Annotated in this window: 16 protein-coding genes and 1 pseudogene; 7 read left to right on the plus strand and 10 right to left on the minus strand. The window is 71.2% G+C overall.

Annotated elements, in window-relative coordinates:
* Positions 1-61: 61 nt before the first annotated feature.
* From DEJ25_RS06870 to DEJ25_RS06890, 6 genes and pseudogenes are all read right to left on the minus strand, one after another.
* Positions 62-373, minus strand: a complete 312-nt coding sequence (locus tag DEJ25_RS06870; RefSeq protein WP_111044206.1) for a hypothetical protein — start codon at positions 371-373, stop codon at positions 62-64.
* A complete protein-coding gene (fliS, locus tag DEJ25_RS06875) occupies positions 363-845 on the minus strand; it encodes a flagellar export chaperone FliS (RefSeq protein ID WP_111044207.1) in 483 nt (160 codons plus the stop codon). The genes DEJ25_RS06870 and fliS overlap by 11 nt, the downstream gene beginning before the upstream one ends.
* Before the next feature lie 17 nt (positions 846-862).
* A complete protein-coding gene (gene fliD / locus DEJ25_RS06880; RefSeq protein ID WP_111044208.1) occupies positions 863-2263 on the minus strand; it encodes a flagellar filament capping protein FliD in 1401 nt (466 codons plus the stop codon).
* Between the two features lie 122 nt (positions 2264-2385).
* Complete coding sequence (locus DEJ25_RS17210) at positions 2386-2982, minus strand: flagellin (protein WP_375334545.1); 597 nt, start codon at positions 2980-2982, stop codon at positions 2386-2388.
* Between the two features lie 107 nt (positions 2983-3089).
* Positions 3090-3579, minus strand: a pseudogene (locus DEJ25_RS17215) (flagellin); the annotation flags it as partial.
* A gap of 131 nt (positions 3580-3710) precedes the next feature.
* A complete protein-coding gene (locus tag DEJ25_RS06890; protein ID WP_111044210.1) occupies positions 3711-4529 on the minus strand; it encodes a sigma-70 family RNA polymerase sigma factor in 819 nt (272 codons plus the stop codon).
* A 368-nt stretch (positions 4530-4897) separates the two neighbouring features.
* On the opposite strand from DEJ25_RS06890, the gene DEJ25_RS06895 reads away from it, so the two are divergent.
* From DEJ25_RS06895 to DEJ25_RS06915, 5 genes are read left to right on the plus strand one after another with little or no spacing between them, the layout of a single operon-like run.
* Positions 4898-5383, plus strand: a complete 486-nt coding sequence (locus tag DEJ25_RS06895; RefSeq protein ID WP_111044211.1) for a flagellar protein FlgN — start codon at positions 4898-4900, stop codon at positions 5381-5383.
* A 2-nt stretch (positions 5384-5385) separates the two neighbouring features.
* Complete coding sequence (flgK, locus tag DEJ25_RS06900; protein ID WP_181427365.1) at positions 5386-6837, plus strand: flagellar hook-associated protein FlgK; 1452 nt, start codon at positions 5386-5388, stop codon at positions 6835-6837.
* 2 nt (positions 6838-6839) lie between these two features.
* Positions 6840-7724: a flagellar hook-associated protein FlgL gene (flgL, locus tag DEJ25_RS06905; protein ID WP_111044212.1), complete on the plus strand. Its 885-nt coding sequence runs from the start codon at positions 6840-6842 to the stop codon at positions 7722-7724.
* Positions 7721-8113, plus strand: a complete 393-nt coding sequence (gene fliW / locus DEJ25_RS06910; protein WP_110902404.1) for a flagellar assembly protein FliW — start codon at positions 7721-7723, stop codon at positions 8111-8113. Before flgL ends, fliW begins: the two co-directional genes overlap by 4 nt.
* A 41-nt stretch (positions 8114-8154) precedes the next feature.
* A complete protein-coding gene (locus tag DEJ25_RS06915; protein ID WP_181421460.1) occupies positions 8155-9003 on the plus strand; it encodes a hypothetical protein in 849 nt (282 codons plus the stop codon).
* Positions 9004-9079: 76 nt separating this feature from the next.
* Here DEJ25_RS06915 and DEJ25_RS06920 read toward each other — a convergent pair whose 3' ends face one another.
* A complete protein-coding gene (locus DEJ25_RS06920) occupies positions 9080-10045 on the minus strand; it encodes a beta-ketoacyl-ACP synthase III (RefSeq protein ID WP_111044213.1) in 966 nt (321 codons plus the stop codon).
* A gap of 51 nt (positions 10046-10096) precedes the next feature.
* Entirely contained in the window at positions 10097-10489 is a 393-nt protein-coding gene (locus DEJ25_RS06925; RefSeq protein WP_110902406.1) for a ChaB family protein, read from the minus strand.
* A gap of 89 nt (positions 10490-10578) precedes the next feature.
* Here DEJ25_RS06925 and DEJ25_RS06930 point away from each other — a divergent pair, with 89 nt between their 5' ends.
* Together DEJ25_RS06930 and DEJ25_RS06935 are read left to right on the plus strand one after the other, a co-directional pair.
* Positions 10579-11550, plus strand: coding sequence for an aldo/keto reductase (locus DEJ25_RS06930; protein ID WP_111044214.1), 972 nt, complete (start codon positions 10579-10581; stop codon positions 11548-11550).
* Between the two features lie 157 nt (positions 11551-11707).
* Entirely contained in the window at positions 11708-12037 is a 330-nt protein-coding gene (locus DEJ25_RS06935) for a hypothetical protein (RefSeq protein WP_111044215.1), read from the plus strand.
* Positions 12038-12191: 154 nt separating this feature from the next.
* Here DEJ25_RS06935 and DEJ25_RS06940 read toward each other — a convergent pair whose 3' ends face one another.
* A complete protein-coding gene (locus DEJ25_RS06940; RefSeq protein ID WP_110902409.1) occupies positions 12192-13466 on the minus strand; it encodes an ammonium transporter in 1275 nt (424 codons plus the stop codon).
* Positions 13467-13652: 186 nt separating this feature from the next.
* Positions 13653-14738 carry a cell division protein ZapE gene (zapE, locus tag DEJ25_RS06945; protein WP_258366440.1) on the minus strand — a complete coding sequence of 362 codons (1086 nt, stop codon included), beginning with the start codon at positions 14736-14738 and terminating at the stop codon, positions 13653-13655.
* Between the last annotated feature and the right edge of the window lie 70 nt (positions 14739-14808).

The following is a 14808-nucleotide window of genomic DNA, read 5'->3' on the forward strand; positions in this document are numbered from 1 at the left end:
GCCTATCGGCGGCTCCGCTGAGCCGTGTAAGCCGTCGCCCCGAACGGGGGCCGGTATGGCGTCAGGCGCTCGCGTCGAGGTAGACGGAGGCCTGCGGCGTGCGCGTGGCGTCGACCGCGCGGAGCGCGCCGAGGTGCTCGAGCGTCACGCGTCGGGCGTCCTCGACCGCCGTCATCCGGTCCCGCTGCGCGGCGAGCAGACGGGAGGCACGACCCACCAGGTCGCGTGGGATCGGTCCCAGCCCGGTCGGCTCGGGCCACGGGGTGCTGTCACCGGCCGCGGCGGTCACGTCGGCGGTGTCGCGCTCGAGGGTTGCCTCGAGGTCAGCGAGGGCCGCTTCCCAGCGGTCGTGGGTGTCCTGGTCAGGCGACACCGAGCGCCCCGCCCGCGGTGTGCTGCGGTGCGACCGGGGCCGCCGGCAACGAGGCAGCGGCGTCGTGCCACGCCTGACGGAGCGGGTCGAGGATCCGGATGCAGTCCCGGGTGGCCTGGACGTCACGGTGGACGTTCGCGGTGATGAGCGACGTCGACGCGTAGTTGTACACGGCGAGCAGTCCCTCGCCGCCGTCCCACACGTCGATCTTCAGCGTCGAGGACAGCTCCCCGACGATGGCCTGCGCGTGCAGGAGCTGCTCGCGGGCGGCGTCCCAGTCCGCGGCGACCTGGGCGGTCTCGGCGCGGTGCAGGTCGAGCAGCAGGCGGTCGTACAGCATCGTGACGAGCTGCGCGGGCGTCGCCGACAGCACGGCCTCGTTCGTGTACTGGGCGCGGCGCTGGTCGGTGACGGACCGGGGCTGCGCGGCCTGCCGGAAGGCGGCGGCGGCGCTGAGGTCGAAGGCGTTCATGACGGTTCTCCTGCGGCTCAGCTGGACAGTGCCGACAGCTGACCGGCCAGCCAGCTCGACTGCGACTGCAGTTTGCTGAGGCTGGTCTCGAGCGCGGCGTACTGCGTCTGCAGGGTCGCGCGGCGCAGGGTCAGTCGGTCGGTCCAGGAGTCGATCTGCGTGTTGAGGTCCTTGACCACGGACTGCTTGCCCGTGATCGCGGTCGTGATGGAACCGGTGTACTTGTCACTGGCGGCCGTGGCGGCGTCCGAGACGGCTTTCGCCACGCCGGACAGCATCGCCTGCGTGCCGGCCGGGTCGGCGGCGAGGGCCTTCTGGAACGCGGCGGCGTCGAAGTCGAAGTCGCCGTCCTTCGAGATCACGATGCCGATCGACGACGGCGACTTCCCGTTGACCGGGGTCGACATCGCGCTCGTCAGCCGCTGGACGGCGGAGCGCGTCGTGCCGTCGCCGAGCAGGACCCCCGCCGTGGTGCTCGTCGTCCCGCTCGTCGGACTCGTGGTGCTCGTGACGCCGGTGTTGGACGCGTAGTACGACGTGACGGCGTTGATCGCGTCGACGAGCCCGGAGGCCACGGCCTGCGCCTTCGTGCTGTCCCGTCCGACCGTGATCGTGACCGGGTCCGTCGACGCCTTCGAGACGGTGACGTCGACGCCGGGCAACAGGTCGTTGAACGCGTTCGTCGCACTGGTGACGGTCTGCGCGGCCGCGGTCCCGGCCCACAGGGTCACCGACGCGTCAGCGGCCCGGGTCACCACGGCCGCACCGGTCTCCGACAGCACGTCGGTCGCGGTCCCCGCGGTGACGTCCGCCGCGGTCCCCCGGTGCAGGGTGAACCCGTTCGCGGCACCCGTCGCGGTGCTCGTCACCTGCAGCCGGTAGAGTTTCGTGCCGCTGGCGTCGGTCCCCGCGGCGACCTTCGTCGCGGTGACCCCGGCGGCGGAGCCGTTGATCGCCGTCACGGTGTCGTCGAGCGAGCCCGACGCCGGGGTGATCGTCGTGCTGGTGCCGTCCGGCTTCGTGAAGGTCAGCGGCGCCGCGGTGTCCCCCCAGGACGACATCGCGGCGGTGACGCCGACCTGCGCGGCGGCGGTCTGACCGACCGTGAAGGACACCGAGCCCGCGGTGGCGCTCGCGCTCGTCGACACGCTGGCGTTCGTGGCGCTCGACGTGGCCGTGAAGGTGTCGAGCGAACCGGCCTTCGCGGCGGCTGAGGCCTTCGTCGCGAGGGACTGCACGAGTCCGTTGATCGTCTGCAGCGACGAGATGAAGGAGTTGGTCGTGGTGACCTTGGACTTGAGCAGGGTCTGCGGGACCTGCTCGACGCTCATCAGCGAGTTGATGAGGTCGGTGGTCTTGAGCCCGGAGACCAGGCCGTCGATCGCGAGCGAGGTGCTCGTCGCGGACGTGGTGGACATCGCTGGCTCCCCGGTGGGCGGCGGCTCGGAGTGTGGGCGGACCGACCGAGGTCAGTCCGCAGGGGTGGGCGCCACCACCGAGGAGCACCCGAACGGCTCCTCGGTGGTGACGACCGATGCGACTAGCGGAGCAGCGACAGGACGCCCTGCGTGCTCTGGTTCGCCTGCGCGAGCATCGACGTGCCGGCCTGGCTGAGGATGTTGTCGCGCGTGTACTTGACCATCTCCTCCGCCATGTCGACGTCGGTGATGCGGGACTTCGCCGCGGTGAGGTTCTCCTTGGCCACGTTCGTCACGTTGATGGCGTGGTCGAAGCGGTTCTGGATCGCACCGAGGTTGGAGCGGGCCGACGAGACCTGGGCGATCTGCTGGTCGATCAGCTTGATCGAGGCCTGGGCGTTCGCCGCGGTGTCGAACTTGACCCCGCCGGTCACGGCCGTGCCAGCAGCGCCGGCGCCGAGGCCGTCGCCAGCGGTGGCGTTGTCAGCGGTGGCGAGGGTGCCACCGTCGAGTGCCGTGACCACGATGCCGACACCGGCACCGTTGTCGTCCTTCTTGACCGCCACGGAGAAGTGCGACGAGAAGTCGGCGTCCGAACGGAGTGCCGACGCGTACTCGTCAACGCTCTGGAACTTGGCGGCTGAGCCGTCAGCGGTGTCCTTGAGCGTGCCGGTCTTGACCGTGGTGCTGACGCCGTCCTTCGTCGAGGTGAACGACACGGAACCGGTGGTCAGGTCCGCGACGTCGTCGATGGCGAAGGTGGTGCCGGTCAGGTCGAGGTCGCCTCCGGAGAGTGCGTTCGAGATCGACTTGACGTTGGCGCCCGACAGGTCGACCGTGATCTGGCTGTTCGCGTCACCGTTCGCGCCGACCTGGAACTTCATGTTGGTCTGGGACCCGTCGAGCAGGTTGATCCCGTTGAAGTTCGTGGACGTCGCGATGCGACCGAGTTCCTTCTGCAGCTGGTCCGACTCGGTCTTGATCGCCGCGCGCGACGTGTCGTTGTTCGAGTCGTTGCCGGCCTGGACGGCCAGGTCGCGCATGCGCTGGAGGATCGAGTGGGTCTCGGTGAGGCCACCTTCAGCGGTCTGCACGACGGAGATGCCGTCCTGCGCGTTGCGGGCGGCGACCGTGAGGCCACCGACCTGGGACTTCAGTCCCTCGGAGATCGACAGCCCGGCAGCGTCGTCGGCAGCACGGTTGATGCGGAGGCCGCTCGAGAGCTTCTCGAGCGACTTCGACAGGTCGTTCTGCGTCGCGTTGAGGTTCCGGTACGTGTTGAGTGCCGAGAGGTTGGTGTTGATGGACATACCCATGATGTGTTCCTCCGTGAAACTGGGCCGATCGTCAGCCCGTCCGTGGGCTGACATGTGTTCCTCTCGGCCGTTCCGCCGGAGGCGTTAGACGATCCGTCGGACGAGTTCGCGTCCGCTGGACCGCCGGACGGTCAACTGGCCGCGACGACGCCGACCGAGGTCGCGTCCTGCACCGCACGGGTGACCCCGGCGGCGGCGTTCGTGGCGACGCGGGCCAGGTAGGCGCTCCGGCGGGCGGCGGTGGTGCGGGACGCCGGCTCGGGGGCGGCACCACCGTCGCCGTAGTGCTCGGCGAGGCCGTCGCGGAGCAGGCGCATCGCCTCCGACCGCTGCTGCGAGACGGCGGAGTGGGTGATGCCCAGCTCGGCCGCGACCTCGGTGACCGTGCGGTCGGCGAAGTACACGGCCTCGACGATCAGGCGCATCCGGTCGGGCAGCGCCTGCACGGCGGCGACCAGGTAGCGGCGCTTCTCGGCTTCGAGCAGGTCCTCGCCGGGCAGTGGCAGGTCGGCGGCGACGGTGTCGTGCACGGTCTCGTCGATCGGGCTGACGGTGCGCGCGGCGTCGGTGAGGGCGTCCACGGCCGTCTGCCGGTCGACGCCCATCGCGTCGGCGATCTCCTGCGGGGTGACACGGCGTCCGAGCCCGGCGGAGAGGGCCTCCTGCGTGGCGAGGGTCTCCCGGATGCGCTTCCGGGTCCCGCGGCTGGCCCAGTCGCCGGCGCGCAGGTCGTCGGCGATCGCACCGGTGATGCGCGTGCGGGCGTACGCACCGAACGGCACACCGAGGGTCGGGTCGAAGGCTTCGGCGGCCTGCACCAGTGCGACGGAGCCCACCTGTCCGAGGTCGTCGCGGCTGAGGTGTGTGGCGCGAGCGCAGGTCTCGGCGACGATGTGCCCGACGAGCGGCAGGTGCTCGACGATCATCGCGTTGCGTTCGTTCCGGTCCATGGTGTTCCCCTGGTCGTCCTGTGTCGACTGACCCGTCCCTGGGCATGACGAGCACCGGCGTCGGGACCGCCGGATACGTCGAAGAACCGCCGGGATCCGTCCCTGCGGTGCGCTCGCGCCCGTGGACGCGAGTGTGGGGTTGTCCCCCGGTGCTGATCTCGAACCTATCGGCTGCCTGAGCGCCGGACGAGACCACTTCCGTACCCAATGCGGGGGGAGGTGCCCCCACGCCGGTCCGCCTTTCGGGGGACTGCGTGGTGTTTGTCCCCCGGTCGGAGGACGCGGTACCCGGTGCTTACGCCGGAGCGGTCAGCGTCGATAACTCCTGGTGACCGCAGCTGGCGGTCGCCTGATCCCGGAGGGAGCTGATGAGCGTGAACGACCTGTCCGCCGTCCTGTGGCGCGAACGCGAATTGCTCGAACTGCTCACGTTCAAGCTCGAGGAGGAGCAGCTCCTGCTCGCCGCCGGGCGCTCCCGCTGGATCTCGCACGCCAGCCGTGAGGTCGAGCAGGTCCTCGACCGGCTCCGCACCACCGGCCTCGAGCGCAGCGCCCAGAGCGCCGCCGTCGCCGAGGAGTGGGGCATGCCCTCCGACGCTCCCCTGCGTGAGGTCGTCGCCGCCGCACCGTCCGGCCCCTGGGGCGAGATCCTCGCGTCGCACCTCACCGCGATGCTCGAGCTCACCACGCACATCGGGTCCCTGCGCGACGAGAACGACCGCTTCCTCCGCGTCGCCGTGCAGGCGACGCAGGAGACCCTCGCCGGCACCGTGACCGATGCCGACACCTACGACGCCAGTGGGTCGTCCGGCAACGCCACCGACGGCGCACGACTCTTCGACGGGAACCTGTAGCGATGGTGAGCACCTTCGGCTCCCTCCAGACCGCCTACTCGGGTCTCGCCGCCGCCCGCGCGGGCCTCGACGTCACCGGCCAGAACATGGCGAACGTCGGCACCACCGGCTACACCCGGCAGCGGATCGTGCAGACCGAGGTCGGCGCTCCCGCCCAGACCGGGTTCGTCCGCGGCACCGCGGCGCTCGCGGGTCAGGGTGTGTCCGTCGACGCGATCGCCCGGCTGGCGTCCTCGACCCTGGACACCCGTGTCCGGTTCTCGGCCGGCGCCGCCGCGTACGCCGACACCCGGAGCGCCGCGCTCGACCAGCTCGAGACCGGTCTGCACGAGCCCGGCGCCGACGGCCTCTCCGCGAAGCTCGACGGGCTCTGGTCCGCCTGGAGCGACCTCGCGACGCACATCGACGACCCGGGCTCGGCCAGCGCGCTGATCGGCGCGGCGAAGACCGTCGCCACCGCCCTGTCCGCCGGCTCGTCCGCGATCGACGCGCAGTGGTCCGCCACCCGCTCGGCCCTCGCGACGCAGGTCGGCCAGCTCAACGACGCCGCGAAGCAGGTCGCTGACCTCAACGGAGCGATCCGCACCGCGGTGGCATCCGGCGGTACGGCGAACGAGCTCCTCGACCAGCGCGACCAGCTGACCGAGAAGATCGCGACCCTGACCGGCGCGGCCGTCCGCGACAACGGCGACGGCACGGTCGACGTCGTGATCGGCGGCAACCCGCTCGTGCAGGGCACCACCGCGCGCGGCGTCACGCTCGACGGACCACCCACCCTCGACGCCATGAACACGACGACGAGCACCGGGCAGCCGTCGGCGCTGTCCCTCGAGTGGGTCGGCGGCTCGGTCGGCCCGGTCGCCCTCGACGGTGGCTCGATCGCCGGCGGCCTGTCGCTGCTCGCACCGGCGGACGACGCCCACACCGGCGGCACCCTCGCCGAAGCCTCTGCCGCGTACGACCGCGTCGCCACCGACCTCGCCACGAAGGTCAACGCCCTGCACGCCACCGGCACGACCCCCTCGGGTGCGACCGGCACCGCGTTCTTCGCCCTCGCGACCGGCGTCCCCGCCGCCCAGGGTCTGTCCGTCGTCCCCACCGACCCCGGCGGCCTGCCGACCCGGAGCGCGACCGGACAGTTCGATGCGTCGGTACTCACCGCGATCGCGGGCATCGGCTCCGGCGCCGGAGCGCCGGACACGACCTGGGCGACGTTCGTGACGGGGGTGGGCAGCGCCTCCCGGACGGCCTCGTCGGAATCGACGCTCACCGGACTCGCCCTGACCAACGCGCGGACGCAACAGCAGTCCAGCGCCGGCGTCGACATGGACGAGGAGAACGTCTCGCTGCTCGCCTACCAGCACGCCTACCAGGGTGCGGCGCGGGTCCTCACCGCCGTCGACGAGATGCTCGACACCATCATCAACCGCCTCGGCCTCGTCGGGAGGAGCTGACCGTGATCGCCCGTGTGACCACCCAGATGACCATGGCGGCGGCGCAGGCGCGGCTGCAGGCCGGTGCCGCGAAGGTCGCCGACCTGACCGACCAGGCGACCACGCTCAAGGCGATCCGGAAGCCCTCCGACGACCCGGCCGGCACGGCCACCGCGATGCAGGTGCGCAAGGAGCAGGCGCAGGCCGCCCAGCACGCCCGGAACGCGGACGACGCCGCCGGTTGGCTGGCCACGACCGACTCCGCCCTCGCCGACGTCGGCGACGTCCTCGGCAAGGTCCGCGACCTCACCGTGCAGGCGGCGAGCGACGGCACCATGAACCCCACCGCCCGCGACGCGTTCGTGAAGGAGTTGCAGGGGCTGAAGGCCGACCTGCTCAGCACCGCGAACACGAAGTACGGCATCCGCTCGGTCTTCGCCGGGTCCTCGCCCGCCGGCACCGCCTACGCCGACGACACCACGTGGGCCGGCAGCTCGAGCTCGAGCGTCACCCGCACCATCGGCACCGGCGAGCAGGTCCGCGTCGACACCGACGGCAGCGCCGTCTTCGGGACCGGCAACTCGTCGGTCTTCGCACTCCTCGACGGCATCGTCGCCGACCTGCAGGCAGGCACGAACGTGAACCCACGACTCAACCAGATCGATGCCGCCCAGCTCGCCGTCCGCGGGGCTCAGGCCGACGTCGGCGTCCGGCACTCGGCCGCGCTGTCCGCGCAGGACTCGCTGAAGACCCTGTCCACCACGCTGGAGGGACGCCGGTCCGGTGTCGAGGACAAGGCCCTCGCCCAGGCCGTCCTGGACCTGCAGGTCCAGAGCACCAACTACCAGGCAGCCCTCGCCGTCACCGCGAAGGTCCTGCAGCCGACCCTGATGGACTACCTCCGATGAGCATCGACCTGACCTTCCTCGTCGCACCGTTCGGCCTCGAGCCGCTGCGCGCGTTCACGCTCGACCTGGTGGAGGGTGCCGAGGGCCTGTTCGCCCTGGTCGGTTCCGGCACCACGGCCTCCGGGGTGGACGCCCCGCGGCTGTACCTGCTCGACGCCGCGGTGCACCTGCCCGACTACGCGCCGCGTCTGTCCGACGAGCAGGCCGACGTCATCGGGCTGACCCGCGCCGAGGAGGCGATGCTGCTCGTCGTCGCGAACCCCGACGCGTCGGGCACGACGGTGAACCTCCTGGCACCCGTCGTCGTGAACGCCCGCACCGGTGTCGGCGCGCAGTTCATCCTCGAGGACCAGGACCTGCCGCTCCGCGCGGAGCTCGCGCGCCACTGACGCCCAGCGTCCCCGGGCACCCCCGGCGTAGCGTCGTCGGCATGTCCAGCACCCCTCGTGACCACGACGCACTCGTGCCGACGCCCGCAGCACCCGTCCAGTCCGCTCCCTCCCCCGATGGCGGGCACCTGCAGCCCGACGCCCCCGCCTGGAACGGCTGGCTCGACCGGGCCATCTCGGTCCAGCGTCCGGCCGTCGTCGCGCACGTCGCCCGTGTCCGTCGCCGGCACCCGGACGCGACCCCCGCGCAGGTCATCGAGATCCTGGAGCGCCAGTACCTGACCGCGGTCACGTCCGGCGGGGCCGCGGTCGGTGCCAGCGCGGTCATCCCGGGCGTCGGCATGATCGCGAGCCTCGGGCTGAGCGGCGCCGAGACCGTCGGGTTCCTCGAGGCCAGCGCGCTCTTCGCCCAGTCCGTCACCGAGGTGCACGGCATCACCGTCGAGGACCCCGAGCGGGCCCGCGCCCTGGTCATGGCGATGATGCTCGGCGCGCCCGGCTCGCAGCTCGTCAAGCAGCTCGCCGGGCAGGCCGGCGGCGGGCAGGGTCGGACCGCCTTCTGGGGTGAACTCGTCACGTCGTCCCTGCCGAAGCAGGCCGTCAGCGGCATCGGCGGCCGACTCCGCGCGTCCTTCGTGAAGCGGTTCCTGACCCGTCAGGGCACGTCGATCCTCGGCCGCGCGATCCCGTTCGGCATCGGTGCGGTCGTGGGCGGGCTCGGCAACCACGCGCTCGGCCGCAAGGTCGTGCAGACCTCCCGCAGCGCCTTCGGTCCGCCGCCCGCACACTTCACCGTCGTGCTGCCGCCGCAGGCCGGCGGCGTACCGAAGGACACGAAGCCGCTGAGCAAGCGGCAGCAGCGCGCCCTGGACCGCGGACGCGGCCGCTGACGCAGACGAGGCGGGAGGCCCGCCACCAACTGGTGGCGGGCCTCCCGTCCGTCGTGCGGTCGCGACCGGCGGCGCGTCAGCGCCGGACCGGCGTCATGACGACCTGACCGGCGTGCGCGAACCCGCCGCCGAAGCCGAACAGCAGTGCCGGGACGCCCTCGGGGAGCTCCCCGCGGTGCCAGGCCTTCGACAGCCCGAGCGGGACGCTCGCGGCCGAGGTGTTGCCGGACTCGACGACGTCGCGGACGACGTACTTGCCCTCGCCGCCGAGCGCGGTGACGAGCGGCTCGATGATCCGGAGGTTCGCCTGGTGGAACGCGAACACCCCGATGTCGTCGAGCGTCAGGCCGGCGCGCTCGACGACGGCGCGGGCGTGCCCCTCGGCCTCGGTGATCGCCCACCGGTAGATCGAGCGGCCCTCCTGCTGGAAGATCTCGGGGTCGTGCGTGACGCGGACGGCGTCCTGCAGGTGCGGCACGCTGCCCCACGACACGGAGCTGATCTGCGGCTCGTCGGACACGCCGAGGACCGCTGCGCCCGCGCCGTCACCGACCAGGACACAGGTCGAACGGTCGGTCCAGTCGGCGATCCGGGAGAGCGTCTCGGAGCCGATCACGAGTGCGGTGTCGGCGGCACCGGTGCGGATCGCCTGGTCGGCCGTCGCCATGGCGTACTCGAAGCCGCTGCACGCGGTGTTGATGTCGATCGGCGCGGGACCGTTCGACATGCCGAGTGCCGCCGCGACCCGGCCGGCCGTGTACGGCGAGCGGTCCCGGTGGGTGGTCGATGCGACCACCACCAGGTCCACGTCGGTCGGCGCGACGCCGGCGTCCGCCAGGGCGTTACGCGCTGCCTCGGTCGCCATCGACGTGACGCTGTCGTCGGGCCCGGCGATGTGCCGCGTCTTGATGCCGGTGCGGGTGGTGATCCACTCGTCGTTCGTGTCGACCATGGTCGACAGTTCGTCGTTGGTGAGGATCCGGTCGGGCTGGTGGTGGCCGAACCCGATGATCCGGCTGCCTCGGAGTGCTGGGATGTTCACACCCGGCACGCTACGCCTGTCGTCCAGCGCCGCATGCCCGGCACGGCATGCTCACTCCCGGGCCTTCGCCGTCGCACGACGGTTCGCCTTCTTGATCGCGTCCACGAGCTCGTCCTTCGTCATGCCGGAACGGCCGCTGACGTCCAGACGCTTCGCGACGTCGAGCAGGTGCGCCTTCGAGGCGTTCGCGTCCACGCCCTCCTCGGTCGTGCCGGAGCCGCGGGACCCTGCGGCGCCGGAGTCCGACGGGCCGGAGGAGCCCTTCTCCTCCCAGTGGTCGCCGACCTTCTCGTACTCGTGCTTCACCGCGGCCCAGGCCGTGCGGCCGGCGCGCTGCCCGTCGCCGTACTCGGCCTCGGCGGACTCCCGGGCGGCGCGGTAGATCTCCTGCGCGTGCTCCGGGGACCGCTGCAGGGTGCTGGGGAGGTCGTCGTCGGCGGGCATGGTCGCTCCTTCGTTGCGCGCTGGTCCGGCTCCTCACGGGTACTCCCAGTGCCTGGCAGGGCATCGAGGCAGGGGCGTAGACCTGGACCATGGACTACACACACCTCGGGCGGACAGGGCTGTCGGTGTCACGGGCAGTGCTCGGCACGATGAACTTCGGACCGGAGACCGGCGAGGACGACTCGCACGCGATCATGGACCGGGCCCACGAACTCGGCGTCAACTTCTTCGACACCGCCAACGCGTACGGCGGCTCGGTGGGCAAGGGCGCCACCGAGGAGATCATCGGACGGTGGTTCGCCCGGGGCGGCGGACGCCGCGAGAAGACGATCCTCGCCACGAAGGTCTACGGCGACATGACCGGCTGGCCGAACGGCGAGAAGCTCAGCGCGTACAACATCCGCCAGTCGATCGACGCCTCGCTCCGACGCCTGCAGACCGACCACATCGACCTGTACCAGATGCACCACGTCGACCGGGACACGCCCTGGGACGAGATCTGGCAGGCGATGGAGATCGCGGTCGGCCAGGGGAAGATCCTCTACGTCGGCTCGTCGAACTTCGCCGGGTGGCACATCGCCCAGGCGCAGGAGGCCGCGAAGCACCGGAACTTCCTCGGGCTCGTCAGCGAGCAGTCGATCTACAACCTGGTCGTCCGGGACATCGAGCGCGAGGTCCTGCCGGCCGCACAGCACTACGGCCTCGGGGTCATCCCGTGGTCGCCGTTGCAGGGCGGTCTGCTCGGTGGTGTCATCGAGAAGACCGAGAACGGGTCCCGCCGCCTGTCCGGCCGCAGCGCCGAGTACGTCGACGCGCACCGTGACCAGCTGACCGCGTACGAGTCGTTCGCGAAGGAGCTCGGACACACGCCGGGTGAGGTCGCGCTCGCGTGGCTGCTGCACCAGCCGGGCGTCACCGCGCCGATCACCGGCCCCCGCACGATGGAGCAGTGGGAGTCCGCGGTCCGTGCCGTCGACGTGCGCCTCGACCAGTCGGCGCTCGACCGCCTCGACGAGCTCTTCCCCGGCCACAAGACGTCCCCCGAGGACTACGCCTGGTGACCTGACCTCCCGCAAGACGCAACGTGGGCGGTGTCACGCAACGGTGTTCCGTTGCGCGGTGCCGCCCACGTTGCGTTTCCCGGACGGCTCGGGTGCGGGTCCAGCCGGCCGGGGCTACGGATGGCTCGACGGAACCACCGACGAAGGGACACGCACGATGACCACCTCGATGCCCAACGACCACGGCGGCGACGGCGGCAACACCGAGCTCGGTGAGGCGATGCAGCACGAGGCTGCGACCACCGGGGACACCGCAGGCGGCAGCACCCACGTCGAGGAGCGCGCTGACGACGACCGCTCCGGCCTCGATCTGGAGGACCGTGGGGACCAGGAGCAGTCCGCTCTGGCCGCCCTGGGGAACGACGCTCGTGGTGGCGATGCCCTCGTCGGCGGTGGCGACGACCTCGGCGACACCTCCGCCGGCACCCAGACCGACGACCAGGCAGCACCGGGCGGCTCGCGCGAGCGTGGCGCCGACACGGACTGACCTCGTCCCGTCCAGCCCCGCGAAACGCAACCGCGGCGGCACCGCGCAGCGGTACTCCGTTGCGCGGCGTCGCCGCCGTTGCGTTTCGCGGGCGCACGCACGACGACGGCCCCCGCTCGGGTGAGCGGGGGCCGTCGTCGTGCGGGAACGCGTGTCAGCGGACGCCGACCGGGCTCTTGTCCTCCTCGTCGTAGAGGACGTAGCCCTCTTCGCCGTGGACCGCGGTGTCGATGCCGGCGACCTCGTCCTCGGTCTTGACACGGAAGCCGATCGTCTTCTCGATGATGAAACCGATGACGAAGGCCAGGACGAAGGAGTAGACACCGACGGCTGCGGCGGCCGCGGCCTGCTTGCCGAGCTGCTCGAACGAGCCGGAGTAGATCAGGCCGGTGTCGTTGGCGAAGAAGCCGAGGAACAGCGTGCCGAAGATGCCGCCCACCAGGTGCACGCCGACCACGTCGAGCGAGTCGTCGAAGCCCAGGCGGTACTTCCAGTCGATCGCGAAGCAGCAGACGATGCCGGCGAGGAAGCCGAGCACCAAGCCCCATCCGGGCGTCAGGTTGGCGCAGGCCGGGGTGATCGCGACGAGACCGGTGACGGCACCCGAGGCGGCTCCGACGGAGGTGGCCTTGCCGTCCTTGAGCTTCTCGACGAGCAGCCAGCCGAGGATCGCGGCAGCCGGGGCGGCGAGCGTGTTCACCCAGGCGATCGAGGCGATGCCGTCAGCGGCACCCTCGGAGCCGGCGTTGAAGCCGAACCAGCCGAACCAGAGGATGGCGGCACCGAGCAGGACGAAGGGCGGGTTGTGCGGCTTGTGCGCACCCTTGGCGAACCCGACACGCTTGCCGAGCACCAGCGCCAGGGCGAGGCCCGCGGCACCCGCGTTGATGTGCACCGCGGTGCCACCGGCGAAGTCGATGACGCCCCAGGTGGCGGCCCAGCCGGAGGTCAGGTTGAACACCCAGGAGGCGACCGGGAAGTACACGACCGTGACCCAGACGCCGGCGAAGACCATCCACGCGCCGAACTTGGCGCGGTCGGCGATCGCGCCGGAGATGAGGGCGACGGTGATGATCGCGAACGTCGCCTGGAAGCCGACGAAGGCCATCGACGGGTAGGACGCGTCGATCTTCGAGGCCGTGGCCTCCTCGAACGCCTGGCCGAGGCCGAGCTGGTTCCAGTCGATGCTGAAGAAGCCGACGACGCCGGAGATCGCCGTGTGGTCGCCGGGGTTCGCGAAGGCGATCGCGTAGCCGTAGAGCACCCAGAGGACGCTCACCAGGGCGATCGCTCCGAACGACATCATCATCATGCTGATGACGGACTTCGCCTTCACCAGTCCGCCGTAGAAGAAGGCCAGGCCGGGTGTCATGAACAACACCAGGGCCGCCATGACCAACACGAACGTCGTGTTGCCCTGATCAAGCATGTGTGCACCTCTCGTCGCTGTGCGGCTCTCGTCCGCCTCGGGTGCGACCGAGTCTGGCGACGACGTGTTTCACCGGAGCGCTCGGTCTGTTTCGCGGAGGTAACGTCACGGCGCGTTCTGTGAACGCTGTGTTTCGTGGACCGGTCAGCGCGGTGTGCAGGCGCCCCGAGCGACGTGCGAGGACGGTCAGGAGGCCCGGGGCTCGGTCTCCGCGCTGGCTTCGGTCTCCGCGCGCGTCAGCGCCACGACACGACTGGCCGCGCGCAGGTACTTCTTGCGGTACCCGCCCTCGAGCATCACCTCGGGGTAGACAGTGTCGAGCGGGATGCCGGAGGCGACGATCCGCACCTGCGCGTCGTAGAGCCGGTCGACGAGCGCCACCCAGCGGAGGGCATCGGTCTGGTCGGTGAACGCCTGCACGTCGGTCAGTCCGACGGCGTCGAGGCCGTCGACCAGCGCGACGTACTTCGACGGGTGCACCGACGCCAGGTGGGCCACGACGGAGCGGAAGTCGTCCTGCGTGACGCGGGCCGGGCCTCCCGACCGGGACGTCGTCACCGAGGACAGGGTCGCCAGGACGGACGGGACGTCGTCGACCACCGAGGCGGACTCGTCGACGGCACGGCGACGGAAGTCGAGGCCGTCGATCCGCATCGTGTCGAACCGGTCCGACATCGCCTGGATCTCCCGCAGGAAGTCCTGCGCCGCGAACCGGCCCTCGCCGAGCGCTCCCGGCGGGGTGTTCGACGTCGCGGCGAAGCGGGTGCCGGTCTCGGACAGCTCCTTGATGAGCCGCGTCATCACCATCGTGTCGCCCGGGTCGTCGAGCTCGAACTCGTCGATGCAGACCAGCGAGGTGCCGCGGAGCAGGTCGACGGTCCCCTGGAAGCCGAGTGCGCCGACGAGGGCGGTGTACTCGATGAAGGTGCCGAACGTCTTCCGGCCGGACGCGGCGTGGTAGGCGGCGGCGAGCAGGTGGGTCTTGCCGACGCCGAACCCGCCGTCCAGGTACACGCCCGATCGCGCCGGGGTCTCGGGCTCCTTGCGCTTCCGGCCGAACAGGCCGCGCTTGGCGGGCTCCGGCTGTGTGGCGACGAACGCTTCGACCGCGTCGCGGACCTCGGCCTGCGACGCGTACTCCGGGTCGGGGCGGTACGAGGCGAACGACGCGGTGGTGAACTGCGACGGCGGCACCAGGGAGTCGGCCATCTGCTGCGGGGTCACCTGCGGGTCGCGGTCCACGAGGTGGGCGACGGGAGCGAGTTCGGGCAAGACGGCCTTCCGGTGCGGAGCGTGCGTGTCGTGTACGTCGTGCGTGTCGTCTACGTCGTGGAGTGTCACG

It is taken from the genome of Curtobacterium sp. MCPF17_011 (genome assembly GCF_003234145.1).
Lineage (GTDB): Bacteria > Actinomycetota > Actinomycetes > Actinomycetales > Microbacteriaceae > Curtobacterium.

Coding starts and splice junctions, on each gene's coding strand:
- fliS (WP_111044207.1), bottom strand. CDS start 845: ATGAACGCCTTCGACCTCAGCGCCGCCGCCGCCTTCCGGCAGGCCGCG.
- fliD (WP_111044208.1), bottom strand. CDS start 2,263: ATGTCCACCACGTCCGCGACGAGCACCTCGCTCGCGATCGACGGCCTG.
- DEJ25_RS06890 (WP_111044210.1), bottom strand. CDS start 4,529: ATGGACCGGAACGAACGCAACGCGATGATCGTCGAGCACCTGCCGCTC.
- DEJ25_RS06895 (WP_111044211.1), top strand. CDS start 4,898: ATGAGCGTGAACGACCTGTCCGCCGTCCTGTGGCGCGAACGCGAATTG.
- flgK (WP_181427365.1), top strand. CDS start 5,386: ATGGTGAGCACCTTCGGCTCCCTCCAGACCGCCTACTCGGGTCTCGCC.
- fliW (WP_110902404.1), top strand. CDS start 7,721: ATGAGCATCGACCTGACCTTCCTCGTCGCACCGTTCGGCCTCGAGCCG.
- DEJ25_RS06915 (WP_181421460.1), top strand. CDS start 8,155: ATGTCCAGCACCCCTCGTGACCACGACGCACTCGTGCCGACGCCCGCA.
- DEJ25_RS06925 (WP_110902406.1), bottom strand. CDS start 10,489: ATGCCCGCCGACGACGACCTCCCCAGCACCCTGCAGCGGTCCCCGGAG.
- DEJ25_RS06930 (WP_111044214.1), top strand. CDS start 10,579: ATGGACTACACACACCTCGGGCGGACAGGGCTGTCGGTGTCACGGGCA.
- DEJ25_RS06935 (WP_111044215.1), top strand. CDS start 11,708: ATGACCACCTCGATGCCCAACGACCACGGCGGCGACGGCGGCAACACC.
- DEJ25_RS06940 (WP_110902409.1), bottom strand. CDS start 13,466: ATGCTTGATCAGGGCAACACGACGTTCGTGTTGGTCATGGCGGCCCTG.